Annotated in this window: 28 protein-coding genes; 16 read left to right on the top strand and 12 right to left on the bottom strand. The window is 72.3% G+C overall.

From position 1 onward, the window contains the following. Positions 1–193: 193 nt before the first annotated feature. From fdxA (KR546_RS12650) to KR546_RS12610, 9 genes are all read left to right on the top strand, one after another. Positions 194–517, top strand: a complete 324-nt coding sequence (gene fdxA / locus KR546_RS12650) for a ferredoxin (RefSeq protein ID WP_238445080.1) — start codon at positions 194–196, stop codon at positions 515–517. Positions 518–653: 136 nt separating this feature from the next. Next, complete coding sequence (gene fdxA / locus KR546_RS12645; protein WP_238445079.1) at positions 654–989, top strand: ferredoxin; 336 nt, start codon at positions 654–656, stop codon at positions 987–989. Further along, the gene (locus KR546_RS12640; RefSeq protein ID WP_238445078.1) at positions 965–1,909 is read left to right on the top strand and encodes a class I SAM-dependent methyltransferase; all 945 of its coding nucleotides are present in this window, start codon (positions 965–967) and stop codon (positions 1,907–1,909) included. Before fdxA (KR546_RS12645) ends, KR546_RS12640 begins: the two co-directional genes overlap by 25 nt. 19 nt (positions 1,910–1,928) lie before the next feature. Further along, a complete protein-coding gene (locus tag KR546_RS12635; RefSeq protein ID WP_238445077.1) occupies positions 1,929–2,219 on the top strand; it encodes a UBP-type zinc finger domain-containing protein in 291 nt (96 codons plus the stop codon). Continuing rightward, complete coding sequence (locus KR546_RS12630) at positions 2,206–3,120, top strand: metallophosphoesterase (protein WP_238445076.1); 915 nt, start codon at positions 2,206–2,208, stop codon at positions 3,118–3,120. Before KR546_RS12635 ends, KR546_RS12630 begins: the two co-directional genes overlap by 14 nt. Next, a complete protein-coding gene (locus KR546_RS12625; protein ID WP_238445075.1) occupies positions 3,089–4,750 on the top strand; it encodes an FAD-dependent oxidoreductase in 1,662 nt (553 codons plus the stop codon). The genes KR546_RS12630 and KR546_RS12625 overlap by 32 nt, the downstream gene beginning before the upstream one ends. Next, entirely contained in the window at positions 4,750–6,417 is a 1,668-nt protein-coding gene (locus tag KR546_RS12620; protein WP_238445074.1) for an ATP-binding protein, read from the top strand. Before KR546_RS12625 ends, KR546_RS12620 begins: the two co-directional genes overlap by 1 nt. A gap of 78 nt (positions 6,418–6,495) precedes the next feature. After that, positions 6,496–7,533, top strand: coding sequence for a pirin family protein (locus KR546_RS12615; RefSeq protein WP_238445073.1), 1,038 nt, complete (start codon positions 6,496–6,498; stop codon positions 7,531–7,533). A gap of 104 nt (positions 7,534–7,637) precedes the next feature. Further along, a complete protein-coding gene (locus KR546_RS12610) occupies positions 7,638–8,318 on the top strand; it encodes a TIGR00266 family protein (protein ID WP_238445072.1) in 681 nt (226 codons plus the stop codon). 56 nt (positions 8,319–8,374) lie between these two features. Here the strand turns inward: KR546_RS12610 and KR546_RS12605 are convergent, their stop codons facing one another. Next, a complete protein-coding gene (locus tag KR546_RS12605) occupies positions 8,375–9,826 on the bottom strand; it encodes a PhoX family protein (protein WP_238445071.1) in 1,452 nt (483 codons plus the stop codon). A 308-nt stretch (positions 9,827–10,134) separates the two neighbouring features. Here KR546_RS12605 and KR546_RS12600 point away from each other — a divergent pair, with 308 nt between their 5' ends. Further along, positions 10,135–11,079 carry an ROK family protein gene (locus tag KR546_RS12600; RefSeq protein ID WP_238445070.1) on the top strand — a complete coding sequence of 315 codons (945 nt, stop codon included), beginning with the start codon at positions 10,135–10,137 and terminating at the stop codon, positions 11,077–11,079. A gap of 49 nt (positions 11,080–11,128) precedes the next feature. Here the strand turns inward: KR546_RS12600 and KR546_RS12595 are convergent, their stop codons facing one another. The 4 genes from KR546_RS12595 to KR546_RS12580 form a co-directional block, all read right to left on the bottom strand. After that, positions 11,129–12,703 carry a hypothetical protein gene (locus tag KR546_RS12595; RefSeq protein ID WP_238445069.1) on the bottom strand — a complete coding sequence of 525 codons (1,575 nt, stop codon included), beginning with the start codon at positions 12,701–12,703 and terminating at the stop codon, positions 11,129–11,131. A 195-nt stretch (positions 12,704–12,898) separates the two neighbouring features. Continuing rightward, entirely contained in the window at positions 12,899–14,017 is a 1,119-nt protein-coding gene (locus KR546_RS12590; protein ID WP_238445068.1) for a Coenzyme F420 hydrogenase/dehydrogenase, beta subunit C-terminal domain, read from the bottom strand. Positions 14,018–14,249: 232 nt separating this feature from the next. Next, positions 14,250–16,442: a thiamine pyrophosphate-dependent enzyme gene (locus tag KR546_RS12585; RefSeq protein ID WP_238445067.1), complete on the bottom strand. Its 2,193-nt coding sequence runs from the start codon at positions 16,440–16,442 to the stop codon at positions 14,250–14,252. 1 nt (position 16,443) lies between these two features. Then, positions 16,444–17,148 carry a crotonase/enoyl-CoA hydratase family protein gene (locus KR546_RS12580; RefSeq protein ID WP_238445066.1) on the bottom strand — a complete coding sequence of 235 codons (705 nt, stop codon included), beginning with the start codon at positions 17,146–17,148 and terminating at the stop codon, positions 16,444–16,446. 110 nt (positions 17,149–17,258) lie between these two features. Here KR546_RS12580 and KR546_RS12575 point away from each other — a divergent pair, with 110 nt between their 5' ends. After that, on the top strand, positions 17,259–17,753 hold the full coding sequence (locus KR546_RS12575) for a hypothetical protein (RefSeq protein ID WP_238445065.1): 495 nt from the start codon (positions 17,259–17,261) through the stop codon (positions 17,751–17,753). 12 nt (positions 17,754–17,765) lie between these two features. Here the strand turns inward: KR546_RS12575 and KR546_RS12570 are convergent, their stop codons facing one another. Next, on the bottom strand, positions 17,766–18,311 hold the full coding sequence (locus tag KR546_RS12570; RefSeq protein WP_238445064.1) for a deoxycytidylate deaminase: 546 nt from the start codon (positions 18,309–18,311) through the stop codon (positions 17,766–17,768). Continuing rightward, positions 18,308–18,703: a (2Fe-2S) ferredoxin domain-containing protein gene (locus KR546_RS12565; RefSeq protein ID WP_238445063.1), complete on the bottom strand. Its 396-nt coding sequence runs from the start codon at positions 18,701–18,703 to the stop codon at positions 18,308–18,310. Before KR546_RS12565 ends, KR546_RS12570 begins: the two co-directional genes overlap by 4 nt. Before the next feature lie 177 nt (positions 18,704–18,880). Here KR546_RS12565 and KR546_RS12560 point away from each other — a divergent pair, with 177 nt between their 5' ends. Both KR546_RS12560 and KR546_RS12555 read left to right on the top strand, forming a co-directional pair. After that, positions 18,881–19,375 (top strand): CoA-binding protein, encoded by a 495-nt coding sequence (locus KR546_RS12560; RefSeq protein ID WP_238445062.1) that lies wholly within the window; start codon positions 18,881–18,883, stop codon positions 19,373–19,375. A gap of 36 nt (positions 19,376–19,411) precedes the next feature. Then, positions 19,412–19,630, top strand: a complete 219-nt coding sequence (locus KR546_RS12555; RefSeq protein ID WP_238445061.1) for a hypothetical protein — start codon at positions 19,412–19,414, stop codon at positions 19,628–19,630. Positions 19,631–19,635: 5 nt separating this feature from the next. Here KR546_RS12555 and KR546_RS12550 read toward each other — a convergent pair whose 3' ends face one another. The 3 genes from KR546_RS12550 to KR546_RS12540 are packed head-to-tail and all read right to left on the bottom strand — an operon-like array spanning position 19,636 to position 21,013. Further along, positions 19,636–20,103: a YbaK/EbsC family protein gene (locus KR546_RS12550; protein WP_238445060.1), complete on the bottom strand. Its 468-nt coding sequence runs from the start codon at positions 20,101–20,103 to the stop codon at positions 19,636–19,638. A 44-nt stretch (positions 20,104–20,147) separates the two neighbouring features. Continuing rightward, positions 20,148–20,651 carry a TspO/MBR family protein gene (locus KR546_RS12545; RefSeq protein WP_238445059.1) on the bottom strand — a complete coding sequence of 168 codons (504 nt, stop codon included), beginning with the start codon at positions 20,649–20,651 and terminating at the stop codon, positions 20,148–20,150. Beyond that, positions 20,648–21,013 (bottom strand): hypothetical protein, encoded by a 366-nt coding sequence (locus KR546_RS12540; RefSeq protein WP_238445058.1) that lies wholly within the window; start codon positions 21,011–21,013, stop codon positions 20,648–20,650. The genes KR546_RS12545 and KR546_RS12540 overlap by 4 nt, the downstream gene beginning before the upstream one ends. A 149-nt stretch (positions 21,014–21,162) precedes the next feature. Between KR546_RS12540 and KR546_RS12535 the strand changes: the two genes are divergently transcribed. Beyond that, positions 21,163–22,338 carry a cysteine desulfurase family protein gene (locus tag KR546_RS12535; protein WP_238445057.1) on the top strand — a complete coding sequence of 392 codons (1,176 nt, stop codon included), beginning with the start codon at positions 21,163–21,165 and terminating at the stop codon, positions 22,336–22,338. Continuing rightward, a complete protein-coding gene (gene mnmA / locus KR546_RS12530; protein WP_238445056.1) occupies positions 22,335–23,444 on the top strand; it encodes a tRNA 2-thiouridine(34) synthase MnmA in 1,110 nt (369 codons plus the stop codon). The genes KR546_RS12535 and mnmA overlap by 4 nt, the downstream gene beginning before the upstream one ends. Before the next feature lie 55 nt (positions 23,445–23,499). Here the strand turns inward: mnmA and KR546_RS12525 are convergent, their stop codons facing one another. Together KR546_RS12525 and KR546_RS12520 are read right to left on the bottom strand one after the other, a co-directional pair. After that, complete coding sequence (locus KR546_RS12525; RefSeq protein WP_238445055.1) at positions 23,500–24,501, bottom strand: hypothetical protein; 1,002 nt, start codon at positions 24,499–24,501, stop codon at positions 23,500–23,502. A gap of 134 nt (positions 24,502–24,635) precedes the next feature. Then, a complete protein-coding gene (locus KR546_RS12520) occupies positions 24,636–25,232 on the bottom strand; it encodes a DUF1684 domain-containing protein (RefSeq protein ID WP_238445054.1) in 597 nt (198 codons plus the stop codon). Between the two features lie 250 nt (positions 25,233–25,482). Here KR546_RS12520 and KR546_RS12515 point away from each other — a divergent pair. Next, positions 25,483–26,189 (top strand): ATP-binding cassette domain-containing protein (locus KR546_RS12515; protein WP_238445053.1); only part of this gene is annotated, 707 nt, incomplete at its 3' end.

The raw sequence follows: 26,189 nt of genomic DNA, 5'->3' as shown, positions 1-26,189 counted from the left end.
ACGGCGACCGCCTCGGCCCACACCCTAGAGCCTGTCACCGAGGGCCGGGTGGACGGCCGGCCGGGCCCACCGACGGGACGGGGTGGCGGGGTCGGTGCTGGCCGCGATCCGTGCCGGTCTTCGCTACTGTCGGGACTCCCGTACCGCCACGAGCGCCGGCGGAGCGCCGGACCAGCAGGAGGACGTCCCCACAATGACCTACACGATCGCGGAACCGTGCATCGACGTCAAGGACAAGGCCTGCATCGAGGAGTGCCCCGTCGACTGCATCTACGAGGGGCCACGGATGCTCTACATCCACCCCGAGGAGTGCATCGACTGCGGCGCCTGCGAGCCGGTCTGCCCGGTCGAGGCGATCTTCTACGAGGACGACGTCCCCGACGAGTGGGACGAGTTCACGCCGATCAACGCCGAGTTCTTCGAGGACTCCGTGTCGGGCCTGGGGTCGCCCGGTGGCTACGCGGGTGTCGGCGCGGTCGACGTCGACCATCCCAAGATCGCCGACTGGGAGATGTGACCACGCGACCTCCGGTCGCACCCGGGTCCCGTCGGCTGGTGGCGGGAGTTCACCAGCCGGTATCGTTGCCTCCCAGCACGACCGGGACCACCCGACGCCAGCCGATTCCGGCCCCGATGCCTCCAAGGACCACCCCATGACCTACGTCATCGCCGAACCGTGTGTCGACGTCAAGGACAAGGCCTGCGTCGAGGAATGCCCCGTCGACTGCATCTACGAGGGTGACCGCAGCCTCTACATCCACCCCGGCGAGTGCATCGACTGCGCCGCCTGCGAGCCGGCCTGCCCGGTCGAGGCGATCTTCTACGCCGACGACGTCCCGGACGAGTGGTCGCAGTTCACCGCCTGGAACGCCGAGTTCTTCGACGACGACATGACCGGACTGGGCTCACCCGGCGGTGCGGCCGAGGTCGGCGCCACGGGGGCCGACCACCCCAAGGTCGCCGAGTGGGAGATCGCCTCCCCGGCATGACCGACGGATCCGGGCCCGACGACGAGCCCACCGAGACCACGAGCCCCCGGGACGATCCCGGGGGCTCGCCTGCTGGGGTGGGTCGTGACCCCGGGGGCGATCCGTCGTCCGGGCTCGACGGCCCGCTGGGCGCCTTGGCCGACGCGCCCCCCGGCCAGCGGGACGGTGGCGCCTCCGGCGATGGCGGGACCCCCGACGTGACCGCAGCGGCGGCCGCGGTGCTGCGCGACCGGGCGACGGAGTGGTTCGAGCCCCTGTACCGCGACGCCGCCGGCGATCCGTCCGCCGTGCCGTGGGCCGGCCTCGCCCCGCACCCCCACGTGGTCGGGTGGCTCGACCAACCCGGTCTCGACGTCACCGGCGTCGACGCCGTGGTGGTCGGGTGCGGGCTGGGCGACGACGCCGTGGAGCTCGCCCGGCGCGGCTGTCGGGTGACCGCGTTCGACGTCTCACCGACCGCCGTCACGTGGGCCCGGGAGCGATTCGCCCGGGACCTGGCGGGGATGCCGGGCACGGTGGACTGGCAGGTCGCGGACCTGCTCGACCTGCCGGCCCACCTGGTCGGGGCGTTCGGGCTGGTCGTGGAGGTGCGCACGGTCCAGTCGCTGCCGGCGACGGTGCGTGACCGCGCGATGGTCGGGGTGTCCTCGCTGGCCGGCCCGGGGGGCTGGGTGCTGGTGTCGACCCTGCTGGCGACCTCCGAGGAGGCGGCGAGGTCCTGGCAGGGACCCCCGTGGGCCCAGGCGCCGTCCGAGCTGGCCGCCTACCGGGTCGGTGGGCTCGAACGGGTCGCCCTCGAGCATCCACCGGCCGACCCGTCCCGGCCCGCGATGGAGGTGCGCCTGACGTTGCATCGGGCTGGATCGGCGTCCGACGTGGATTCCGACGTGGATGCCGCCGGGAGGGCCGTTCCGGAGTAGGCTCCGACAGGGGGTGACCATGGCGGACACCTGCACGCACCTCGACGACGTGACCGACGCACGTCCGAGCAGCGACGGCTGCGAGGACTGTCTCGCCATCGGTGCCCGGTGGCTGCACCTGCGCATGTGCCGGGTGTGTGGCCACGTGGGCTGCTGCGACAGCTCGCCGAACCGCCACGCCACCGCCCATCACCACGATGCGGGCCATGCGCTGATCCAGTCCTACGAGCCGGGTGAGGACTGGTGGTACTGCTACGACGACGACCTCGTGTTCACGATGCCCGACGCCACGTCGTATGCCCACCCCTGAGGCCACGCCCGACGGGGGGCCGGCCCGGAGCTCGTTGCGATTCGTGTTCATGGCCGACTGCCAGTTCGGCGCCTACGCCAGCTTCTCGGGTCTGGACGACGACGACGTGGCGGCCTACGCCGCTCGCGGGCTGCAGGTGGAGGCCGTCCCGTCCGTCGAGGGGTTCGCCTGGGACGCGGCCCGCTACCGCCTCGCGGTCGACGCGGCCAACGAGCTGTCGCCGGCGTTCGTGGTCATGGGTGGCGACATGCTCGACGACCCGGACGACGACGCGGCCCGTCGCGAACTGGTGCGACTGACCGAGCGCCTGTCGGCACCGATGCACTGGGTCCCGGGCAACCACGACGTGGCCGTGCCCGACCGGGATCCCAGCCCCGCCAGCCTGGTTGCCTACCGCGAGCACTGGGGCCCCGACCACTACGACCTGGTCCACGGCGACACCACCGTGATCGTGGTGAACTCGTCGGTGTGGATCCATGCCGAGCAGCTCCCGGAGGCCCACGCCCACCACCAGGACCTGCTCGAGCAGCGCCTCGCCCGGGCTCGTGACCGTGGGGGTCCGGTCGTGGTGTGTGGCCACCACCCGCTGTTCACGCGTGACCCCGACGAGCCCGACAGCTACTGGAACGTGCCACGGGCACAGCGGTCCGGGCTGGTCGACCTGTTCGTCGCGCACGGCGTGACCACCTACCTGTGCGGTCACTGGCATCGCAACGGCGGAGGCACCGTCGACGGGCTCGAGGTGGTCGTGACCGGTCCGGTCGGCTACCCGTTGGGGGACGACCCGTCGGGATTCCGGGTCGTCGACGTGCGCGGGGGCGCCGTGCACCACGACTATGTTTCGTTCACGGGGGACGTGGGGGTTGGAGATGGCCAGACCGGCGATCATCGCGGTCGATGACGACCCCCAGGTGCTGGCCGAAGTCCGGGCCGACCTGCGGAGTCACTATCGCGAGCACTACCGGATCGTGGGGGCGAGCAGTGGCGCCCGCGCGCTCGAGGCCGTGGAGGAACTCGTCCTCCGGGGCGAGGAGGTGGCGCTGTTCCTGGTCGACCAGCGAATGCCGGTCATGTCCGGCACGGACTTCCTGCTCGCGTCGGCGGGTCGGTTCCCCGATGCCAAGCGGGTCCTGCTGACGGCGTACGCGGACACCGACACCGCGATCGCGTCGATCAACACGGTCAACCTCGACCACTACCTGCTGAAGCCGTGGGACCCGCCCGAGGAGGCGCTGTACCCCGTGCTCGACGACCTGCTGGACGACTGGCAGGCCAACCGGCCACCCGCCGAGGGTGGCATCCGGGTGCTGGGGATGCGGTGGTCCCCAGCCACCCACGACGTCAAGGACTTCCTCGCCCGCAACCAGGTCCCGTACGTCTTCCTGGACGTGGAGCGTGACCCGCAGGCGACCCGGTTGCTCGAGGCCATGCCGACCGACGAACCCACCCTGCCGGTGGTCGTCCTGCCGGACGGGGACGTCCTGGAGGCCCCAGAGCCACGTGACCTCGCCGGTCGGATCGGGCTGCACGTGCAGGCGTCCGCGCCGTTCTACGACCTGGTCGTGGTCGGCGCCGGCCCGGCTGGCCTCGCGGCGGCGGTCTACGGCGCGACCGAGGGACTGCGGGTCGCGGTCGTCGAGCGCCAGGCCACGGGTGGCCAGGCAGGGAGCAGTTCACGGATCGAGAACTACCTCGGCTTCCCCAAGGGCATCAGTGGCCTGGACCTCGCCCGTCGCGCGACCGCCCAGGCGGTGCGCTTCGGTGCCGAGATCCTGACCGCGGCCGACGTCGTCCAGCTCCGCGTGGAGGGGCCGCGTCGCACGATCGTGCTCGGTGACGGCGCCGAGCTGTCCTCGCACGCGGTGATCATCGCATCGGGCATGACCACCCGCACGCTGGACGTGCCGGGCTTCGAGCGCCTGACGGGCAAGGGCGTCTACTACGGCGCGACCCTGAGCGAGGCGGCCGCGTTCGCCGGCGAGGACGTGTTCGTCGTCGGCGGGGCGAACTCGGCCGGCCAGGGCGCCGTGTGGTTCGCACGCCACGCCCGCACCGTCACGCTGCTCGTGCGGGGGGACTCGCTCGCCCACAAGATGTCGAGCTACCTGGTCGACCAGCTCGCCGAGCTCGGCAACGTCGAGGTGCTCTGCGACACGGAGGTGGTCTCGGTCCACGGTGGGGATCGGCTCGAGCGGGTCGTGCTCCGCGACGGGCGGGCGGGTGCCACGCAGGAGCGTGCCGGGGCGGGCCTGTTCGTCTTCGCCGGCGCCGTGCCGCACACCGGGTTCGTCGCGGACGTGGTGGAGCGCACCGCCCGGGGCTTCATCCTGACCGGCCCCGAGCTGCTGGCCGACGGGACGCGCCCGGCCGGCTGGACCGTCGATCGCGACCCGCTGCCCTTCGAGACCAGCGTCCCGGGCGTGTTCGCGGCCGGTGACGTCCGCGACGGGGCGATCCGGCGGGTCGCGTCCGCGGTCGGCCAGGGCTCGACCTGTGTCACGATGGTGCACCGCTACCTCGGGATGGCCTGATGTCCCCGGCGTTCGACACCCTGCGAGCGCTCAGCCTCTTCGAGGGCATGGACGACACCGAACTCGAGCGGATCTGTGACGACGTCGTCCCGGTCCACCTCGACGTCGGCGAGTTCCTGTTCCACGAGGGGGACTGGGGCGAGCACGCCTACGTCCTGACCCGCGGACGGGTGGAGATCCTCAAGGCCGGCGAGCGTCGCGACATGCTGCTGGCGGTCCGCGAGGACGGTGACGTCATCGGGGAGATGGCCCTCCTCCAGCAGGAGCCGCGCACGGCCTCGGTCCGGGCCCGGACGCCCGTGGACCTGCTGGCCATCCCGCGGCAGGCCCTCGACCAGGTGCTCGAGGCCAGCCCACGCGCGACGCGGGCGATCTACGAGACCTTCGTCCACCGCCTGAAGGCCACCAACGACCAGTTGAAGCAGACCGAGCGCATGGCCCAGCTCGGCACGCTCACGGCCGGCGTCGCGCACGAGCTCAACAACCCGGCGGCAGCGATCGCCCGTGCGGCCCACCGCCTCTCCGACGACGTCGCCGGCCTGCTCGAGCACGTCGCGCGGGGCGCCCCCGAGGGTGCGCCGGACCTCGTGACGCTCGGGGTCGACCCGACCGAGGTCCCGTCCAGTGCCCTGGCACGCAGCGACGCCGAGGAGGAGGTCGAGGACTGGCTGGGCGATCGCGGGGTGCCGGCACCCTGGGAGCTGGCACCCGACCTGGTGGACGCGGGGATCGGGGTGGACGAGTTGGACGGCTGGCAGCTCCCGCCGACCGGCCCGGAGCTGGAGGACCTGCTGCGGCTGGCCGCCGCAGCCGTGGCGACCCGGCGCACCGCCGCCGTCATCGCCACGGCGGCCGGGCGGTTGTCCGGCATCGTCAAGGCGCTCAAGTCCTACGCCTACCTCGACCAGTCACCCGTCCAGGACGTCGACGTGCACCGGGGACTGGAGGACACCCTGGTGCTGCTGGCCCACAAGACCCGCCACGTCACCCTCGTCCGGGACTACGACGACGACCTGCCGACGATCACGGCGTTCGGCACCGAGCTCAACCAGGTGTGGACGAACCTGGTCGACAACGCCTGTGATGCCCTGGCCGGGGTGACCGACCGGGTGCCGAGCCTGACCCTGCGCACCCGGGCCATGGAGCGCGGCCTGGTGGTGGAGGTGGAGGACAACGGCCCCGGCATGCCCGAGCCCGTGCAGGAGCAGGTCTTCGACGCCTTCTTCACCACGAAGCCCCCCGGCGTCGGGACCGGGTTGGGGCTGTACCTCAGCTACCGCCTGGTCCTCGAGCACGAGGGCGAGCTGACCCTGTCGTCCGAGCCGGGCCGGACCGTCTTCCGGGTCGAGCTGCCGATGGACCGCGCCACGACCGACGGTGGCGCGGCCGAGGACTCGACGTCCGCCGGTCGCTCCTGCGCGGACCTGGCGGGGATGGCCTGGGCCGAGCGTCCCACCGGCGAGTGCCCGGACTGCCTGGCGGCCGGCGACCGCTGGCAGCAGCTCCGGTTCTGCAACCGCTGTGGCCGGATCGGCTGTTGTGACGAGTCCCCCAACCGGCACGCCTCACGCCACGCGGAGACCTCCGGCCATCCCGTGATCCGGTCGCTCGAGCCCGGTGAGGACTGGGCCTGGTGCTACGACCACGAACTCGGCCTCCAGCGCTGAGCAGGCCCTCGGGGGCGGGAATGCCGTCGGGACCGTGGGTCGTTCCACCGACGAGTGATCGACGTGCAGGAGTGGACGATGGGCGACCCGGACGCAGTGGTGCAGCAGGTGGAACTGGGACGGGTGTGGCAGACCGTCGACCCGTTCCTGTTCTGCGTGCACCACGACGACGACTACCCCCAGGGTGACGAGGAGTTCGGGCCGTGTGCGCCACTGGTCGGTCGCAACCTCGGCATGGACTTCTCCGGTCGTGACGGGTGGTCGATGTACCACGGATCGCTCGTGCCGGGCTTCCCCCAGCACCCGCACCGCGGGTTCGAGACGATCTCGTTCATGCGGGGCGGCTTCATGGACCACTCCGACTCGCTGGGCGCGGCCGCCCGGTTCGGGCGTGGCGACGTCCAGTGGATGACGGCCGGGTCCGGCATCGTGCACGCCGAGATGTTCCCGCTGCTCAACCACGCGGACCGGAACCCGACCGAGCTGTTCCAGATCTGGATCAACCTGCCCGCCGGCGACAAGATGGTGCCGCCCCACTTCACCATGCTGTGGGACCACGAGATCCCGCGCCACACCTTCCTCGACGACCGTGGTCGCCCGACGACGGTGACGGTCGTGGCCGGTCAGCTCCTGGACGGCCACCCCGCCCCGACCCCGCCACCCCACTCGTGGGCGTCGCGTGCCGACACCGACGTGGCCATCTGGCACCTCGACGTGGCGGGCGACGCCACGTGGACCCTGCCACCGGTCCGCCACCGCGACACCGTCCGCACCCTGTACGTCTTCGGGGACGGATCACTGCGGGTCGGGGGCACCGAGGTCACCGGTGGACACGCGGCCGTGCTGCGAGGCGACCGCCCGGTCGAGGTGGTCGACGACGCCGGGTCCGGGACCGAGGCACTGGTGCTGCAGGGTCGACCGATCGGCGAGCCGGTCGTGCAGTACGGCCCGTTCGTGATGAACGACCGTCGTGGGATCCAGCAGGCCTACGCCGACTACGCCGACACCGGCTTCGGTGGCTGGCCGTGGTCCGACGACGACCCCAACCACGGCCCCGAGGTCCGACGCTTCGCCCGTCACGCGGACGGTCGCGAGGAGGAGCTCGCCGTCGTGTGAGACGCCCGTGGACGGTCGTCACCGCTGTCCCGCTCGGTCACCCGGGCGGGTGACGGGGCTAGGGTCTCGCACACCAGACGCCACCGAACGCATCGGGACCAGCCATGCGCACCGAGATCACCGACGGACCGGCCTTCGCCCAGGCCACGCTCCACCTCGACGCCGGCGAGACCGTCCGGGCCGAGGCCGGGGCCATGGTCGCGATGTCGCCGAGCGTGGACATCGAGACCTCCACGCAGGGTGGGTTCATGAAGGGCCTGCGTCGCTCCCTGGGTGGCGAGTCCTTCTTCATGAACACCTTCACGGCCCGCGAGGCGGGTTCGGTCGTGCGGGTGGCCCCGCCCCTGCCGGGCGACATCGTCAGCTGGTCGATGGACGGCAGCCATGCGGTCTTCCTCCAGTCGGGGTCCTACCTCGCCTCGCCCGAGACGATCGAGGTGGACAGCAAGTGGGGTGGCTCCAAGACGTTCTTCTCCCGGGAGGGGCTGGTGATGCTCAAGTGCACCGGGGTCGGCGACCTCGTCGTGTCCAGCTACGGCGCGATCCAGGCCATCGACCTCGCGGCAGGCGAGCAGTACGTCGTGGACACCGGGCACATGGTCGGCTGGCAGGAGGGCGTCAACTACGAGGTCCGCAAGGTCGGCAACTGGAAGTCGACCGTGCTCAGCGGCGAGGGCCTGGTGGTCACGCTCACCGGCCCGGGCCGGGTCTACACCCAGACCCGCAGCCCCGAGGCCTTCCTGGGCTGGATCATCCCGAAGCTGCCGAAGCAGACCTCCAGCTGACGAGCGCCCTTCGGCTTCCACCGGGCCGATCGACTCCCTCGTCACGGGCGGGCCAGCTACACCCGGATGCGCTCCCACGGGCCCCAGATGGCGAACGTGATGCCGTCGGACGCCTGGATGTTCACGAACAGCGTGTGTCCGTCCGCGGTGAACGTCGTCCCGGCGAACTCCTCGCCGAACCTGGTCACGGTCGGGTCGTCGTTGCGTCGCAGGCGGTTGACGGCGATGTCGAAGATCTGGCCACCGCGGTTGAGGCCACGCAGGTGGTTGTCGGCCGGGCCGTCCTCGCACAGCACGAGCGTGCCCCGGGGGCTGGTGGTCACGTTGTCGGGGAAGTCCAGCACTTCCTCGCCGGTGGACTCGTAGACGAGTTGCAGTGTCTGCCCCCGCGTGTGGTAGGCCCAGACCTGCCCACGCCCGTTGCCGAAGCCGTCCCCGACCGGGCCGAACTGGCCCTCCGGCTCCCCGCCACCCTGGGTCGAGCAGAAGTACACGACGTTGTCGTCGTAGACGCAACCCTCGAGCCGGGAGAACCACGCCGCCCCGCCGGCTCGTCCCTGGTTGCCGACGTACACGATGGCGTCGTTGTTGCTGACCACCGGGTCGAACTCCGGGTCCGGGTCGTCGATGTCGACCCAGTCGACGTCGAAGGTCGCCCGACGTGGCTGGGCTCGTGCCAGGTCGGCGTTCGGACGGCCGACGACCGCGAGCATCTGGAGTCGACCGCCGTCGTCGAGCCTGCCGGTCTCCATCGGGTCGCTCGGGGGGAGGTAGCGGAAGAACCCCGAGGGGAACCCGAAGTTGTCCTCGGTCAGGTACAGGATGCCGTCGACCGGGTCGAACGCGACCGCCTCGTGGGCGAAGCGCCCGGCCTGGCGGATCGGCTGGCGATCGGACTGCCCGCCTGCCGGCACCTCGAAGACGAACCCGTGCGGTTGTTCGAGGTCCTCGTTGGACGTGCCGGTGAAGTCCGGACCGACGTCGGGGCCGTTGACCGTCTCCTCGCAGGTGATCCATGCACCCCAGGGCATGGGGCCCCCGGAGCAGTTCATCTGCGTTCCGTTCAGGCTGGTGTAGGACTCGCGGACCTCGCCCAGCGGCGAGACCAGGGTCGTCGTGGTGCCGCCCAGTGCGGCCCCGTCGTACGGCGTGCCGGGGCCGAAGGCACCACCCGGCGCGTTGCCGTTGACCTCGTGGTTGCGGACCAGCCAGACGTCCCCGTTCGGTCCGGGCAGCGCGGCCATCCCGTCGTGGCGTCCCGGCAGCGAGGTCCCGTCGTCCAGCACGACCTCGGGACCGTCGTTGTCATGGAAGGATTGGTAGGAGAAACCGTCCGGCAGCCACAGCCGGACCCGGCCGTCCCGCAGGTCCTCGACGGGTCCGAGGTCGCGGAAGCTCGGTCCGGGGCCCGCATGGGCCTGTCGTGCGACGAAGCCGGCGAACGGCCCGCCCAGCAGGGCACCGCCGGCAGCGGCCCCCGCGCCCTTCAGGAACGTCCTTCGATCCATCGACCCCATGGCGCACCTCCGTGGCCCGACCGCGAGGGTCGCGGCCGCCGACGCGGAGTCGCATCGACCGGTGGTGGCGCAACTGGATGGCGCACCCGAACCGTGCCCCGAGATCGCCCCGGGTCGTCGATCCCCGCTGGACTCGACCCTAGGAGCCCCGGTGGCCAGCGACAATGGGCAGCTTGGGGGATTCGTTCGATCGGCCGGGTCGGGTCACCCATCAGTCCGGTCGGGAGCGCATGAGGCTGGTTGACTGGGCGACGGGCGCGTCGTCGCGGCGTGTCCGTCGAGCCGACGAGGACGTGGCAATGGCAACCGTCGCAGGCGTGGACATCGGCGGCACCAACATCTCGGTGGCGCTGGTCGACGACGAACACCAGGTGGGGGATCGCCACAAGCGGTCCACGCCGACCGACGGGCCCGACGCGGTCCTGGAGGTCGTGGCCGAACTGTTGGGCGAACTCGACGAGGAACCGGCCGCGGTCGGGGTCGGCATGCCCGGTCCGGTCGACGACGGGGTCGTCAGCCACCCACCGAACCTGCAGAACTGGCCCGAGCCGGTCGACGTCGGAGGACGCCTGTCCGAGGCGGTCGCCATGCCCGTCGCGGTCGGCAACGACGCCAACGTCGGCGTGCTGGGGGAGTGGGTCGCCGGTGCCGGACGGGGCTCGAAGTTCCTCCTGGGCGTGTGGATGGGCACCGGCGTCGGCGGCGGGCTGGTCCTGGACGGCCGGCCCTACACCGGGTCGGTGGGTGGCGCCGGTGAGTTCGGGCACATGATCGTGCACGCCGGTGGTGCCCAGTGCGGATGTGGACGCCGGGGCTGCATCGAGGCCTACGGCGGTCGGGCCAACATGGAGCGCGCGGCGGAGCGCGCTGCCGCGGGGGGCTTCCCCACGACGCTGTTCGAGATCCGGGACGACAAGGGCAAGGACCGGCTCACCTCCAGCGTGTGGGACAGGGCGCTGGACCAGGGGGACAAGCTCGCCGTCCGGTTGTTCAACGAGGCCGTGGAGGCCGTCGCGATCGGCATCGCGTCGGTCATCAACCTGTTGGACGTGGACCGGATCGTGCTGGGTGGGGGCCTCGCCGAGAAGCTCGGGGACGACCTGGCCGAGCAGGTCGAGGAGGCCGCTCGACCCCACGTGTTCCTGCCCTCGGCGAAGCGCCAGATCGTGCTGGCCGAGCTCGAGGACGACGCCGGCATGGTCGGCGCCGCCGCACTCGGCCGGGCGGCGATGCTGCTGGGCTGACATGGGGACGGCCGGGCCCGTGGGCCCGGCCGTCCGTGATCGCGTCGGGTCAGCCCGCCATGACGCCCCCGTCACAGTGGCCCGGCCCGACCAGGCCGTTGTTGTAGTCGTCGAGCAGCGAGGCCAGGCCGGTCCAGGCCTGCTTGCTGCCACCCTTCAGGCCGGCGGCCTGGGCGGGAGTGGTGGTCGAGAACAACGTCTGGGCGCTCGACAGTGCGGCGGTCACCTCGGCAGGTGCACTCGCCCCGTCCAGCACGTTCAGCGTCGCGGCCTGGTACTGGTGCGCCAGGACGTAGTAGACGTTGCCCGCCGGCGGGGTCCAGAAGGTCTGGTGCCAGGTCTTCCCACTCAGGAAGAACGTCGTCTGTTCCTCCATGGGGCCGAGGTTGGCCCAGTCGGCGTCGTAGGGGGCGGGCCCCTGCTGGGAGTGGGTCTTCCAGTAGCCCTGGGTCAGGGTGCAGCTGGACGCGCACAGGACCTCCACGTCGACGGTCACGGTGTCGTCGTGCTCCGTGCCGGTGTCGTTGGTGGTCACCGTGGCGGTGTTGTCGTGGGAGGTGTCGCCGCACGCGACGACCACGTCGTTGTCGGCGGCGGTCCCGAACGACAGCGTGTAGACGAAGGCCTCTGGCGCCCCGTCCGCACAGACCGTCCCGAGGATCCCGACGTTGGTGTCGGTGACGTCCACGCACTCGTCCACCTCTGTGGTGGGCGTGGCCGAGAACGTCACGGGTGCGCTGCCCTGCCCACCGCCGACCGCACCGGTCGTGGTCGCGGTGGCGGTGTTGGTGCGGGACGAGGCGTCCGGGAGCGGCGTGCTGTAGGTGCACTCCAGGGTGGCGCCGGCAGCGACGGCGATCGGGAACGGCCCGCCGCAGTCCACGGCCACCGCCCCGAGGCCGGACACCATGTCGGTGACGCCGGTGACGGACGCTGCCGCCGTCGGGTGCGGGTTGGCGATCGAGATGACCCCGGAGACGGCCCAGTCGCTGTCGACGGAACCGGTCGTCGAGGCGGTGACGGTGTAGCCGACGACGAACGACTGGTTGTCCGAGATCATGACCGAGGTCTGGTCCGCCTCCTTGGTGACGTCCCAGTCCCAGGTCCGGGTGAACGAGGTCACCGCGGTCTTGGTCACCACGACCTCGAGGTCGTAGCAGAACTCCACGTGGCTCAGCCCGTAGAAGGTGCCGTTGCTCGGGTTGACCGGGGCGTGCAGACCCGTGTCGGCGGTGGCCTCCGGAACGTAGGTGTAGCTGTTCGCGTTCGGCCCACCCTTGACGATGACGGCGTCCACGCCGATGTTGGTGGACCAGTCGAAGGTCGTGGCGGTGGCGTTGGTGATCGTCACGACCAGCGAGTCGTCGGACGGCACCACCACGACTGCGTCGTCGCCCAGTTGGTAGGTCCCGTTCGTGGGTGACGTGTCGATCTTGACGCCGAACTCGTAGCCGAGGTCCTGGCAGTCCGGGTTGCCCGGCACGAGGACCGGGTCGACGTGGGTCGCCAGGGCCGGGCCGGCCATGAGCATGGCGACCAGCATGGCGAGGGCCGCGGCGAGCAGGGTGGTGACAGCCAGTCGGCGGGTGCCGTGGCGCGATTGGGTACAGGTGTCCTGTGGCATTGGTGGTTTCCCCCCAGAGAAACGGTCGGTCGTCGAGGACCGGGGTCCGACGCGATGATGCGCCCCGAGACGTCGTGGTCGGACCATGGACGACATCCACCGTGGAACGTAGTCACCACGTCCGACCAGGCATCACCCCCGTGCACTCACCGCGCAACAGGGGTTGCGCACGCCGTGCCGACGGGTCGGGGAGTCTCAGTCCGCCAGGGGGAGGAGCCCGGGTGTGCGGGCGTCGGCCGGGACGGCGTCGGTGGGCCAGCGCTTCCGGGAGACGGTGGACAGCCGGGTCAGGAGGTTCATCGCGACGGGGTCGTCCTCGCCCGGGCGCGCCTCGACCAGTCCGGCGTCGATCACGCCGCGCATCCACTCCTCACCACGTTCGGTGCGGACCAGCGTCAGGGTCCAGTCGTCGTCGGCGCCGATCCCGCCGGTCGCGATGTCGGCGTGCTCGGCCGCGAAGTCCGGACACAGCTTGCAGCCCGGCCGGGTGTGGGGGTGGAACAGCTTCAGCGGCAACTCCTCGTAGGTGCCGTCGCGCAGCCACACCATGTAGCGGCCCTTGATGTTGACCTTCACCACGTCGGCGATGTCGATGCCGTGCTCTGCCAGGACCTGCTTCTGCCCGTCGTAGGTGAACGTCTTGGAGCACAGCAGCCCGATCGTCAACGCGATCTTGCGCTTGTACTTGTTGACCCCGTAGGCCTCGACGGTGCCCCCGATCGACGCCTGGCACGACATCCCCACCAACGCGATGTTCTTGAGCCCGGCTTGCTCGGCGTCGGCCATGGCCAACGGGTTGGCGCTGTAGGTGTAGCGGGATCCTGCCGTCGCCAGCACGCCGTCGCGATCGGTCACCAGCGCCGGCTCGGAGTCGAACGGACCGCGCGTGTCCACGATCGCCGACGTCAGCGCACCGTCGATCATCTCCTGTTCGAGCCCCCAGATCAGCAGCGTCGACACCAGCCCACCGTCCTGGCCCTGCTCGTGCACGGCCGTGTCGGTCGCACGGGTCAGCAGGATCGACCGGACCTGGCCGTACACCTCGTCTCGGTCACGCGGCCGGCCGAACAACACCTCGTCGAGGTCGGACTCCCAGTTGCGGAACCGTGGGCACGCCCGCGTGCAGATGTCGCAGCCGCGATCGCCGATCGTGCACTGGTCGAAGGCGTGGCCCTCGCCGACCTGCACCGGGAAGTAGTCCTCGGTGTAGCCCAGCACGTCGCGCGGACACGCCATCACGCACGCCGCACACCCCGTGCACAGCCCCGTGTCCACCACCTCGTGGTACAGCTCCCGCCAATGCACGTCACCCACGCGTCCCGGCCCTTCCTGTGGCGTGGTGACCGAGCCTAGGACGCCGCCCCGTCGACCGGGCCCGCGCCGCCACGGTCGCTGTTCCCGGCCGTGACCTCCTGGTGGCGTTCGAGGCCGGGTGGGGCGGCACCGAACGCCAGGCTGTTGCGTCTCGACCCGCCGGCGACCTCCTGGTGGCGTTCGAGCCCGGGTGGGGCGGCAGCGAACGCCAGGTGGCTGTCGTTGGACCGACCTACGTGCGGTCGAGCAGGCGGAGGACGGCGGCGTGGATGTCGTCGACGCCCAGCAGGACGTGGTCCGCGGCCGGGCCGAGCGGCACGTAGGAGTCCCGGCTGGCGACGCTGTCCAGGCCTCCGTCCCAGCCGTGGCGGGCCAGGTCGGCGACCACCGCGTCGGCGATCCCGCCACCCGTCGCCCGGGCCTCGTCCGCGACCAGCACCGCCGCACAGTCGGCGACCGCGTCGCGCACCGCGGCCAGCGGCAGTGGGGCGAGCCATCGCAGGTCGATCACCCGGATCCCGGCGCCGTCGCCCAGCCGCCGCGCCGCCTCCAGCGTCATCGGCACGCCGTTGCCCCAGGTGACGACCGCGACGTCGGTCGCCTCCGGGTGGCGGATCCCCAGTTCGCCGGGCAGCAGGACGTGGTCGGGACCCGGCCACGGACTGGTCCACGCACCGTCGTCGGGCGCGTGCAGGTCGCGGCGGTGGTACAGCGCGATCGGCTCGAGGACCACCACCACGTCACCGTCGACCGACGCCATGGCCGCGGCCGCACGCACCATCCCCACGGCGTCGTCGGCACGCGTCGGCACCGCCAGTCGAAGCCCCGGGACGTCGCGCAGCGCCCCGATCGCGTTGTCGTTGTGGAAGTGGCCACCGAAGCCCTTCTGGTAGGCCAGCCCCGCCACCCGCAGCACCATCGGCGTGGCGAACGCACCGTCGGAGAAGAACCGGGTCGACGCCGCCTCGCCCCGGAGCTGGTCCAGGGCGTTGTGGAGGTAGGCCAGGTACTGCACCTCGGGGAACGGCAGCAGCCCGAGCAGCCCGGCGCCCTGGGCGGTGCCCAGGATCGTGGTCTCGTCCAGCAGCGTGTCGAACACCCGGGCCCGTCCCGCCAGGTCCTGCAGCCCCTTGGTGACCCCGTACACCCCACCCTTGACCGCGACGTCCTCGCCGAAGACCAACGTCTCCGGACGCGTCACGAGCTGCTCGCGCAGTGCCCCGTTGAGTCCCTGTGCCAGGGTCAGCTCGCCGGTCGGTGGGCCGTCGTCGCCCGCCGGGGCCACGTGGGCGACCGCGTCGGCACGCACGGCGTCCGGGCGGTGCGGTGCCATCGGCGCCATGACCTCGTCGGCCGAGGCCAGGTGGCGGTGGCGCCCCACGTCCGCCACCAGCTCGTCCAGCCGGGCGCGGGTGGCGGCCACCACCTCCCGGAGCTCCTCCGACGTGGTCAGGCCGAGCCCGCACAGCCGCAACGCGACCGCGACGAGCGGGTCGGTGTCCAGGTCGGTGTCGATGTCGCGCCGTCGTCGGTAGCCCGCCTCGACGTCACTGCCGGCATGCCCACCCAGCCGGACGCACGGCAGCCGCAGGATCGCCGGGCGTCGCTGGGTGCGGACCTGCTCGACCGCCGTTGCCACGACCTCCCAGGCGTGCTCCACCGGCGTCTCGACCTCCCCGACGTCGTGGAACGCCAGCCCCGGCAGGTGCGACAGCGAGTCGGCGATCCACCGCCGCGGCGTCGGCACCGAGATCCCCCGACCGTTGTCCTCCACCACCACCAGGACCGGCACCGGGTTGCCGTGGCGATGGGCCCAGCGTGCGGCGGTCAGCGCCGACAGCGTGGTGGCGTGGTTGGCCGACGCGTCTCCCAGGCTGGTGACGACGATCGCGTCGGCGGGGACCGCCGGGTGCTCCTCGAGCCGGGCCGCCCGGGCGAGCATCGCGGCCATCCCGACCGCCTTGGGCGGGTGTGACCCGATGGTCGACGTCTGGGGCACGATCCACGTCGCCGGGTCACCCCACACCTTGTGACGTCCTCCCGACGCCGGCTCGTCCGCCGCGGCCACGAAGCTGGCCACGGTCGCCGCCAGCACGTCGTGGTCCGGATCGGGGTGGGTCCGCGACTTGGCCATGACCAGCCCGCCGTCGCGGTAGTGCAGCAGGCACGGGTCGGTGCGACGCAGCTGGGCCCCGACGACGGCCGTCAGCTCGTGGCCAGCCGAGGCGATGGTGTAGAACCCGTGTCCCCGTGCCTGCAGTCGTCGCGCCGCCACGTCCAACAGGCGCGACCGCACCATGTCGGTGAACAGCGACTGCGCGCGGGCCGGGGTCAGGCTGGTCGGCGCGGCGGCCGCGGTCGGCTCCACCGGTCCTGCCAGCGCGGCATCCAGCCGGGCCAGCGAGGCGTCCAGGACGTCGGCCACGTCAGGTCTCGAGGAAGTCGCGCATGGCCTCGATGTCCGCCTCGAGACCCGAAAGGACGGCGTCCGCCGCCGCGCCACGCAGCCGCTGCTTGGTGCTGGCGTAGGCCCGGGGCGGGAGTTCGGCCAGTTGGCGGGCGGCGTCGAGGCCGGCCTGGCGCACCTGCTCGACGGGGACCAGGGCGTCGGCGTAGCCGACCTCGACGGCGGTCACGGGGTCGACCCGCCGACCCTGCAGGACCAGGTCGTCGAGCCGATCGGCCCGCACGTTGTGGCGGGCCAGCGCGAGTCCGTAGCTGGGCATCGCGAAGTCGATCTGGGTCTCGGTCAGGCCCCAGGCGAACTCGCCCTCGGCCGCGATGGCGTGGTCACAGGCCATCGCCAACATCGTGCCCGCCGCGACCGCGTGGCCGGTCGCCGCGCAGACCGTCGGCCGCGGCTCGGTCCAGACCCGCATCATGGCACGCCCGAAGACGACCAGCAGGTCATGGATGGCATCGGCGTCCGAGGCCGCCATGAACTTCAGGTCCAGCCCGGCCGTGAGGATGCCCTCGCGACCCGTGACCACGAAGGCCCGGACGTCGTCGTCGGCGTCGTCGAAGGCGGCGAGCAACTCGCGGAACCGCTCCGGTCCCAGCGCGTTGTGGGCGCCGTCGTCCAGGGTCAGGACGGCGATGCCGTCATCGGTGGTGGACACCTGCAGGCTCATGGATGCGACCTCGAGTCGACGGCGCGGCGTCCCGGGGCCACGGTGCCCCGGCCGGGTGGCGAGCCTAACTGGCGTCGTACCCTTGCGGCGTCGTCGACCCCAGGACGTGAGTGAGCGAGGAGCCACGTCAGCCCCAGCGTGGTCCGCTCACCACCCGTGAGCGGGGGATCGTCGCTGCCTGGAGCATCGCGCCGATCGGCGTGGCGATGGTCGCCATGTCGCCGTTCGTGCTGGCCGACCGTGCGTCCTTCGCCGACCTGGTCGCGGCCTCGGTCGTGTACGGGGGCCTGGTCGCCCTGGCCACCGGCTTCGTGGCCTACGACCGGCTCCAGGCCCGACAGTGCCCGGCCTGCACCGCGCGCAATCCCCGCGACGGCGTGGCCTGCAGCGCCTGTGGCTACGACCTCGCCCGACGACCGCGCTACCGGTGCAGCGAGAACCACGTCGTGACCCTGGATCCCGGGACCTGCCCGTGCGGCCGCCGCCTGCAGCCGCTCCCCGAACCACGGGGGATCGGGCGCGAGGTCACCGGCATGCTCCGGGTGGGCGGATGGATGCTGGTGTTCCTGCTGGCCGTCGGGCTCGTCCTGCAGTGGCTGAACTGACACGGCGCCCGCTCAGGGGCGGCCGTCGACCTCGTGCGGGACGTGGAGGTCGAGGGTGGGGAGGTGGTCGAGCCCGTCGAGGAGCCGCACGCGCACCCCGGACGTGAGCAGGAACTCCCGGGTGCGGTCCCACCCGTCGTAGCGGCCGCCCGAGGCCACGACCTCCCCGATGCCGGAGTTGGCGATCAGCTTCGCACAGCCGAAGCAGGGTGCACCGGTGCAGTAGAGGGTGGCGTTGGCGCGCTCGGCGGGACCGGAGAACAGCAGGGCGTTGGCCTCGGCGTGGATGGCGATGCACTGGCTGTAGTCGTGGCCCTGTGGCGTGTCCGACCGGGCCCGTGGACAGGCGCCCTCGGTGCAGTGGGGGTGCCCGGACGGGGCACCGTTGTAGCCGGTCGACACGATCCGACGCTCCTGGACGATCACGGCACCGTGCTTGCGTCGCAGGCACGTGGCGCGCGTGGCGGTCGTCCGGGCGAGTTCGAGGAAGTAGGCGTCCCACGTCTGGCGACCCGTGGCATCGACCCCCTCCCCGCCCATGGTGCTCCGTTCGGTCATTGCGGCGGCACCGGCGGGATCATCCCCGGGGGCAGGGCGTCCCGGCCCTGCAGGGGGGACAGTTCGAACTCGGGCTCGCCGATGCGCAGGAACTCGACCGGTTCCTCGTCGCGCAGGTGCTGCTCGACGATCTGCTCGACGTCGTCCACGGTCACGCCGCCGTACCAGACGTCGTCCGGGGCGACGTACACCACCGGGCCGACCATGCACGGTTCGAGACAGAACGAGGCGACGACCTTGACGTCGTCCAGGCCGTGGGCGCCGGAGAACTCGCGGACGAGTTCGAAGACGTCCCCGCCTCCCCGTGGCAGGCACGAGGGGCGTGGATGTTGGGGATCGCGCTGGTTGACGCAGACGAACACGTGCTTGCGGGGCTTGCCGGCTCGAGCCACTCGGACGGATCCTTCGCTGGCGACGTGGCACGACCGTAGCAACCGAGGCGGTCGGCCCACCCGGCGAACGACGGGCGTCCCCGGCAGTGGACTGGTTGGCTGGGAAGACCGTGACCGGCGTTGCCGTTGCCCCCGATGCACCGTTCCCGCGCGTCCGCCCCGCCCCGAGGAGCCATCGTGCCCACGCGACCATCCGCCGTCCCACTCGACGTCCCCGGCGTCGACGCCGACGACGTCTGCCCGGTCCCCGACGGGCCGCTCGCAGGCTCCCGCGACGCACGCGAGCAGCTGATCGACCGGCTCCTCGCCGAGCCGGGCCGGGTTGCGATCGTGGGCCTGTCCGATCGCCCCTGGCGAGCCAGTCACGAGGTCGCGGCGTACCTGCAGTCGCACGGCTGGGAGATCGTGCCGGTCAACCCCGAGGTCGACGAGGTCCTGGGGGTGCCGGCGGTGGACACGATCGCCGAGGCCGGTCCGGTCGACCTCGTGGACGTGTTCCGTCGCGTCGAGCACCTGCCCGGGATCGCGTCCGAGGCCGCTGCCGCCGGCGCGCCCGCGCTGTGGAACCAGTTGGGCCTGCGCAGCCCCGAGGCCGCCGAGATCGCGGCCGAGGCGGGCATGGACTACGTCGAGGACCGCTGCACCAGGGTCGAGCTCATGCGGCGCAGCTGAGGCGGCCGACGGACCACGGGGCCGGGAGGAGTCGGGATGTCGCGGCGCCCGGCACGGCAGTTCGCCCGGTGGCCGCTGGTCCTGGCCGTCCTGACCGGGGCCGTGCTCCTGCTCGAGCGGTGGGCCGGGCTGCCGGTCGAGGACTGGGTCCTGGCCCTGACCCAGATGGTGTTCGCGGTCGCGCTGGCCGGGATCGTGCTCGGTGGCTTCATGGCGTTCATCGTCTGGTGGTTCTTCAGCCGCCACCCTCGGTGAGCGTTCTACCCGGCCGCGACGTCGCCGACCGTGCCGCCCGTGCGAGCCGGCAGGGTCGACGGGTCGAGCGGGAACACGCTGTCGGGGCTGCCGGCCGCCGCCCACACGACGTCGTGGGCAAGCAGGTCACGGTCCACGAGCGTGGGCAGGGGAGCGGGGTGGCCGAACGGGGGCGTCCCCCCGATCGCGAAGCCGGTCGCCGCCCGCACGACGTCGGCGTCGGCCTTGGTCACGCGGTCGGCACCCAGCAGCGTCGCGACCCGGCCGGGGTCGACCCGGTTGCTCCCCGCGGTGAGGACGAGCACCGGCGTGTCGTCGGCCACGAAGACCAGAGACTTCACGATCTGCGCGACGTCGCAGCCGATCGCGGCCGCGGCGTCCGCCGCGGTGCGGGTTCCGGCGGGGTAGCGCCGCACCTGCACCCCCTCGGGGTCGTCGAAGGTGGCCAGGAAGCGGTCCACGGCATCCGGCATGGTGGTCGCTCCGTCGTCGTTGGAGGTCGTCGGCAGACTCGCTGCTACCGCAGGTTCGGGTTGAGGACCCAGATCGCCAGCGTCAGCGCCGTGGCGAACCCGACCCACAGCGCGTAGGGAACCATCAGGGCGACGGCGACGCGGTCGTGGCGTGCCATCAGGGCGATCGTCACCAGCACCAGTCCCAGCAGCACCACGATGATGGCCAGGGCGAGGGTCGCGAACTGCAGGTTGAAGAACGCCGGGGTCCAGGCCGCGTTGAACACCAGTTGCACCGACCACACCGTCAGGGCCGCGGTCCAGCCGGCGTGCTCCCACACGCGCCATGCCGCGACCGCGATCGCGATGTACAGCACGGTCCACACCGGACCGAACAGCCACGACGGCGGCGCCCACGCCGGCAGGTCGAGGCTGGTGTAGAAGCCCTCGACGCCACCTCCCTGCAGCGACACGGCGATCCCCGCGGCGGCGAACGACGCGGCGAGGAACCCGGCCAGGGCGAGCCACCGCCGGGTGGTCGGGACCGCAGGCTCTCCCGGGCTCGTCATGCGGACGCCGTGGGCAGGTCGACCGTGGCGGTGAGCGGCTCCTCGTCGCGCGCCAGGTCGACCGTCACGACCAGCCGAGCCCCCGGTCGCGGGGGCGGGGCGAGGCGGACCTCGCCGTTGGAGAACGCGCGGTCCCCGCGGCCGACCGCGTCCAGCACCCGGGCCGGGGTGCCGTCCACCGTGACCTGCCAGGCGTCGGCGCTCGGGACCCGGCGGGCGAGCGGCCGGGGGGCGTCGACGTCGATCCGGGCGAAGCGCAGGTCGGCGACCTCGTCGTAGACCTCCAGCGACAGCAGCACCAGGCGGTGTCCGGCCGCGGTGCCGACATCGGTGACCAGGGGGTCGACCCGGAGTGGTCGCATCGGTGGCCTGCCCGTCGAGGATCGACGACCGTAGCCGGACGGCATGCGTCCGATCCCCGCTGATCGTCAGGCTCGTGCGGGCCGGGTCCTGGCCGTCCGGCGCCGGCCCGTGTGGGCAGGGTGGCGTCGCAGTTGGCACCCTTGGTGTCATGCTCTACCTCGACCATGCGGCCTCGACGCCGGTGCGCCCCGAGGCCCGCGCTGCGCTCCACGACTGGCTGGACGAGGCGGGCCACGACGGCGTGCTCGGCAACCCCTCGGCGATGCACGCCGCCGGTCGCGCGAACCGGGTCGCGGTCGAGCAGGCGCGTGAGGCCGTCGCCCACGCCGTCGGCGCCGCCCCGGCCGACGTCGTGTTCACCTCGGGGGGCACGGAGGCCGACAACCTCGCCGTCAAGGGCCTGGCCTGGGCCGCCGCCGATGCCGGGCGGCACCACCTCGTGACGACCGCCGTCGAGCACGCGGCGGTCCGCAACGCCGCTCGCTGGCTGGCCGAGCACGGCTTCACCCTGACCGAGGTCGCGCCCGGCCGCGACGGTCGGGTCGACGTCGAGGAGGTGGTGGCCGCCGTCACCGACGACACGGCGGTCGTCAGCGTCATGGCCGCCAACAACGAGGTCGGTTCGTGCAACGACCTCGACACGCTGGCCGCCGAACTGGCCGAACGACCCGCCGTCCTGCACACCGACGCCATCCAGGCGTTCGCCACCCGCCCGGTCCGCCTGGTGGAGGGACTCGACGCCATCTCGCTGTCCGGACACAAGTTCGGCGCACCGCCCGGGGTGGGTGCGGCCGTGCTGCGTCGCGGCGTGCCGGTCCAGTCGCTGCTCCACGGTGGCGGCCAGGACCGGGGCGTGCGCTCGGGCACCTTCGCCGCCGCGCTGGATGCTGCGCTCGGTGCCGGTGTCACCGCCGCGGTCGCCGACCGGGACCGGCTCGTGGAGGCCGCGCGACGCCAGACCGACCACCTGCGCGGAGTCGCCGAGAGCATCGACGGCGTGCACGTCCACGGCGCGTCCGACCCGGCGTGGCGCCTGCCCACCCACCTGCACCTCGGACTGGACGGCGTGCAGGCCGAGCTGTTGACCTTCGGCCTGGACCAGGCGGGCCTGTGCGCGTCCACCGGCTCCGCCTGCTCGTCGGGAGGGGCCGCCACGAGCCACGTGGTGAGCGCGTGCGGGATCGACGACGACGCGGTGCTGCGCCTGTCGGTGGGCTGGACCAGCACCGACGAGGAGGTGGCCCGCGCCGGCGAGGTGCTGGTGGACGTGGTTGCCCGGCTGCGGGCCGGCCAGGGGCTGTTCGACCTGGCGGGCTCGTCGTGAGCCGGGTCCTGGTCGCGATGTCCGGCGGGGTCGACTCCGCGGTCGCGGCCGCGTTGCTGGTCGAGGCTGGCCACGACGTCACCGGTGTGCACCTCAAGCTGGCCGACGTGCCCGACGACCAGCAGGTCCCCGGGCACGGCTGCTGCAGCCTGGACGACGCCTCGGACGCCCGCCGCGCCGCCCAGGTGCTGGACGTGCCGTTCTACGTCTGGGACCTGTCGACGGTGTTCGCCCGGGAGGTCCAGGACCCCTTCGCCCGCGAGTACGCGACCGGACGCACCCCCAACCCGTGTGTCAGCTGCAACGAGAAGGTCAAGTACGCGGCCCTGCTCGACCGGGCCCGGGCCGTCGGCTTCGACGCGCTGGCGACCGGCCACCACGTCCGGCTGCGCACGCCGGACGGGCGCCCGGTCACGCGTCCGGGCGGCCCCGCGCGGCTGCACCGCGCCGTGGACGAGCGCAAGGACCAGTCCTACGTGCTGTGGATGGCCACCCCGGACCAGCTCGCCCGTTCCCTGTTCCCCGTCGGTTGGCTGACCAAGGACGAGGTGCGGACCCGCGCGGAGGTGTTCGGGCTGCGCGTGGCGACCAAGCCGGACAGCCACGACATCTGCTTCGTGCCCGACGGCGACACCGCCGGGTACCTCGGTCGCCACCTCCCGGTGGTGCGTGGCGAGATCGTCGACGTGTCCGGCGAGGTGCTCGGCCAGCACGACGGGATCTGGCACTACACGGTCGGCCAGCGACGCGGGCTGGGCCTGGACCACCACGAGCGTCGGTTCGTCGTCGAGGTGGACGCGACGTCCAACACCGTCGTGGTCGGACCACGCGACGCGCTCGCCGTCGACACGATCGGGGTGGACGAACCGTCGTGGACCACCGGTGCGTGGCCGGACGGTGACGGGCTGACGGTCCAGTTCCGCGCCCACGGCCGCCCTCGGCCCGCCCGGCTCGAACGGCACGGGTCACGCGGCGTCGTCATCCGGCTCGACGAGTCCGTGCACGGGGTGGCGCGGGGCCAGTCGGCGGTCGCCTACGACGGTGGGCGGTGCCTGGGCGGGGGACGGATCACCTCGGTTCGCCGCCAGCCCGTGCCGGTGGGCTGATCTCCCGAGGGGTTGGCGGTCCAGGTCGACGGGACCACGTCGCCGTCCCGGTGGCTCAGGAGGCTCCAGGCCACGATTCCAGCACGCGGGTGGCGTCCTCGAGTCGGCTGACCCCGACCAGGGTCATGGATCCGGGGTCGAAGCCGTCCAGCTCGCCGGCCTGTGGGAGCGGGAAGAACAGGAGGTCCGCGCCATCGTCGCGCGCGGCGCGTGCCTTGGGCTCCAGTCCTCCGATCGGGGTGACCACCCCGTCCCCGCGGATGCCTCCGGTCCCGGCGACGTGCACGCCGTCGAGCTCCAGGCCGCTGGCGGCCGCCCACGTCGTGAGCGCGACCATCAGGCCGTGGGAGGGTCCCAGCGCCAGGTGGTCACGCGCCCACTGGATCGGTGCCACGTCCGGGAGGTTGCCGAACAGCCTGGCCTGGAGGTCGTCGGGCGGCACGTCGGCCACCTCGATGTCACGCCAGGGAAGGGTCCGCCCGGGGTGGGTGCCCGTGGTCCCGTCCGACAACCGGAAGGTCACCGGCAGGCCCGGGCGGCTGGCGGCCACCGCCCAGTCGCCCCGGTCCTCCAGGGTCATGCCGTTGAGTTCGACGAGGACTGCTCGCTCGGGGAGTCGCGGATCGACCGCTTCCGAGACCGTGACGGTGAGTCCCACCGAGACGTCGCGACCGGCGGCCCGCAGCCCGGCGGCGGCGGCCACCGGTTCGACGACGGCTGGCCGTGACGTGGACGCGCCGTCGCGGATGTCCCACGACGATCGGTCGCCGCCGTCGAGCACGTCGACCAGCACCTCCCCGGCCAGTGGGGGACGACCGACGGTCAGCCACGTCCACCTGCCCGGGGGGTCGAGCAGTTCCCCGTCGACCTCCAGTCGGCCGTCGAGGTCCCAGGTCAGGGCCAGCGGGTCGTCACCCATCTGCAGGCGCCACGGCACCGGGACGAGGAGGAGGCCCAGGGCCGCCACCCCCACGACGAACGGGCGCCACCGACGTGGCGCGACACGTGGCCCGTGCCGGGGTCCGGTCCGTTCCCGGGTGGTGGGCCCGATGGCCATCCGGGACTCGCGCACCGCCGTCGAGGATCGGTTCGCCACCTGTGTCCCCCGTCCCGGTGCGAGCTGTCGGACCCGGAGGTCTGGATCGCCGCACACCCCATCCATCCACCCTACTGACGAGGAGGTGGGCCGGGTCAGCCCAGGCGCTCGCCGGCCCGGACCGTGACGTCGAGGTGGTTGCCCGGCGGGGCGAGCGGGCAGGACCAGGAGTCGTCGTGGACGCACGACGGGTGGTAGGCGAAGTTGAAGTCCAGCACGACGTCGTCGCCCTGGTGGCCGAGGTCCGCACCCTTGACCGTGTCGAGCAGGTAGCGGCCACCGCCGTAGGTCTCGTCGCCGTTGGTCGCGTCGCGGAAGGGCAGGAACACGCCGCCGCCGTAGCCGGCCAGCCACAGGACCTCGAGCTCGTGGTCGGTCCCGTCCCGGTGGAAGGTCACCGTCCCGATCGGTCGGAAGGGCGTGGTCCCGTCACCGGAGTGGGCCACGTCCGCGGCCGGCCGGTCGTCGCCGGGGACGAACCTGCCGACCAGTCGCCACGACGGGTCGTGGTCGAAGTAGTCGATGCCGGTGAAGGACGCGCGGTCCGCGACGGGGCTCTGCGGGTGGTCGGCGAACAGCTCGTGGCGGCCGTCGATCCAGGTGCGGTGTGCGACGGCCGGGTCGGCCGTGCTCCGCACCTGTCGGTACAGGTCGGCGACGCGTCGGCGGTAGTCGAGCAGGGTGAGGTCCATGCCGGCGAGCCTACGGGCAGCCGGGGGCCGTCCGGGCCCCACCGAACGACTGGCGAATTGATTCGCTTGCACCCTGGGCCAGCGAGGTGGTAGACTCACCGCATGCTCGGCAGGGAAACCGCCGGGCATTCTGCGTGAACGACGCGGAACGACCCACCTGTCCCCGTCCGTCGGACGACCGTTGCGCCACCTCGCCTGAACCCTTCTGGTTCGACTGCATCCCCGCTCTGGGATGCCTGCGAGGTACTCCATGGCTGCATCATCCTCGGGCAGTGCTGCCCGTTCACTCACCTCCGTGCACCTGCGCGGGGTCTCGTTCGCCCACTCCACGGCCGTGCCCGTGCTCGACGACGTCACGCTGGACGTCGGCCCCGGGCTGCACGCCGTCGTCGGTCCCAACGGCGCCGGCAAGTCCACCCTGCTCGACCTCGTCGACGGCACGCTCACGCCGACGTCCGGGCGAGTCGACCTCGTCCACGACGGTCCGGTGCGGCGAGTCCGCCAGGACGCCACCGACCTGACCGACGTCGTCGGCGACTTCGCTCTGCGCTGGGACGGTGATGCCGTGACGTGGCGGCGGCGCTTCGGCCTGGACGTCGACGACCTCGCCGACTGGTCGACCCGATCGCCCGGTCGACGGATGCAGTGGCATCTCGCCGCGGCGTTGGCATCCGACCCCGACGTGCTCGTGCTGGACGAGCCGACCAACCATCTCGACGCCGGGGCCAGGGACCGGTTCGTCAAGGCAGTTCGGGCCGGCGGCGTGCCCCTGGTGCTGCTCGTCAGCCACGACCGTGCCGTCCTGGACGACCTGGCCGAGGACACCCTCCGGGTCTCCGACGGTGACGTCGTGCGCTGGGCCGGCGGCTGGACCGAGGCCCACGGCCGCTGGGAGGCAGCGGACGCGGCGGCACCCCGCTCGATCCCGCGCTGGCGGGTGCGCACGTCGGCCAGCAG

This window comes from Salsipaludibacter albus (genome assembly GCF_019798055.1).
Taxonomy (GTDB): domain Bacteria; phylum Actinomycetota; class Nitriliruptoria; order Nitriliruptorales; family Nitriliruptoraceae; genus Salsipaludibacter; species Salsipaludibacter albus.
The sequence above is the reverse complement of the archived record's forward strand: the minus strand, read 5'-3'. Positions and strand labels throughout refer to the sequence as shown.

Bases quoted from the DNA above. Each gene is read 5' to 3' on its own strand.
- KR546_RS12605 (WP_238445071.1), bottom strand. From the start codon at position 9,826: ATGGATCGAAGGACGTTCCTGAAGGGCGCGGGGGCCGCTGCCGGCGGT.
- fdxA (WP_238445080.1), top strand. From the start codon at position 194: ATGACCTACACGATCGCGGAACCGTGCATCGACGTCAAGGACAAGGCC.
- KR546_RS12540 (WP_238445058.1), bottom strand. From the start codon at position 21,013: ATGCGACCACTCCGGGTCGACCCCCTGGTCACCGATGTCGGCACCGCG.
- KR546_RS12635 (WP_238445077.1), top strand. From the start codon at position 1,929: ATGGCGGACACCTGCACGCACCTCGACGACGTGACCGACGCACGTCCG.
- KR546_RS12545 (WP_238445059.1), bottom strand. From the start codon at position 20,651: ATGACGAGCCCGGGAGAGCCTGCGGTCCCGACCACCCGGCGGTGGCTC.
- KR546_RS12570 (WP_238445064.1), bottom strand. From the start codon at position 18,311: ATGACCGAACGGAGCACCATGGGCGGGGAGGGGGTCGATGCCACGGGT.
- KR546_RS12625 (WP_238445075.1), top strand. From the start codon at position 3,089: ATGGCCAGACCGGCGATCATCGCGGTCGATGACGACCCCCAGGTGCTG.
- KR546_RS12520 (WP_238445054.1), bottom strand. From the start codon at position 25,232: ATGGACCTCACCCTGCTCGACTACCGCCGACGCGTCGCCGACCTGTAC.
- KR546_RS12580 (WP_238445066.1), bottom strand. From the start codon at position 17,148: ATGAGCCTGCAGGTGTCCACCACCGATGACGGCATCGCCGTCCTGACC.
- KR546_RS12620 (WP_238445074.1), top strand. From the start codon at position 4,750: ATGTCCCCGGCGTTCGACACCCTGCGAGCGCTCAGCCTCTTCGAGGGC.
- KR546_RS12600 (WP_238445070.1), top strand. From the start codon at position 10,135: ATGGCAACCGTCGCAGGCGTGGACATCGGCGGCACCAACATCTCGGTG.
- fdxA (WP_238445079.1), top strand. From the start codon at position 654: ATGACCTACGTCATCGCCGAACCGTGTGTCGACGTCAAGGACAAGGCC.
- KR546_RS12610 (WP_238445072.1), top strand. From the start codon at position 7,638: ATGCGCACCGAGATCACCGACGGACCGGCCTTCGCCCAGGCCACGCTC.
- KR546_RS12595 (WP_238445069.1), bottom strand. From the start codon at position 12,703: ATGCCACAGGACACCTGTACCCAATCGCGCCACGGCACCCGCCGACTG.
- KR546_RS12555 (WP_238445061.1), top strand. From the start codon at position 19,412: ATGTCGCGGCGCCCGGCACGGCAGTTCGCCCGGTGGCCGCTGGTCCTG.
- KR546_RS12630 (WP_238445076.1), top strand. From the start codon at position 2,206: ATGCCCACCCCTGAGGCCACGCCCGACGGGGGGCCGGCCCGGAGCTCG.
- KR546_RS12550 (WP_238445060.1), bottom strand. From the start codon at position 20,103: ATGCCGGATGCCGTGGACCGCTTCCTGGCCACCTTCGACGACCCCGAG.
- KR546_RS12535 (WP_238445057.1), top strand. From the start codon at position 21,163: ATGCTCTACCTCGACCATGCGGCCTCGACGCCGGTGCGCCCCGAGGCC.
- KR546_RS12615 (WP_238445073.1), top strand. From the start codon at position 6,496: ATGGGCGACCCGGACGCAGTGGTGCAGCAGGTGGAACTGGGACGGGTG.
- KR546_RS12525 (WP_238445055.1), bottom strand. From the start codon at position 24,501: ATGGCCATCGGGCCCACCACCCGGGAACGGACCGGACCCCGGCACGGG.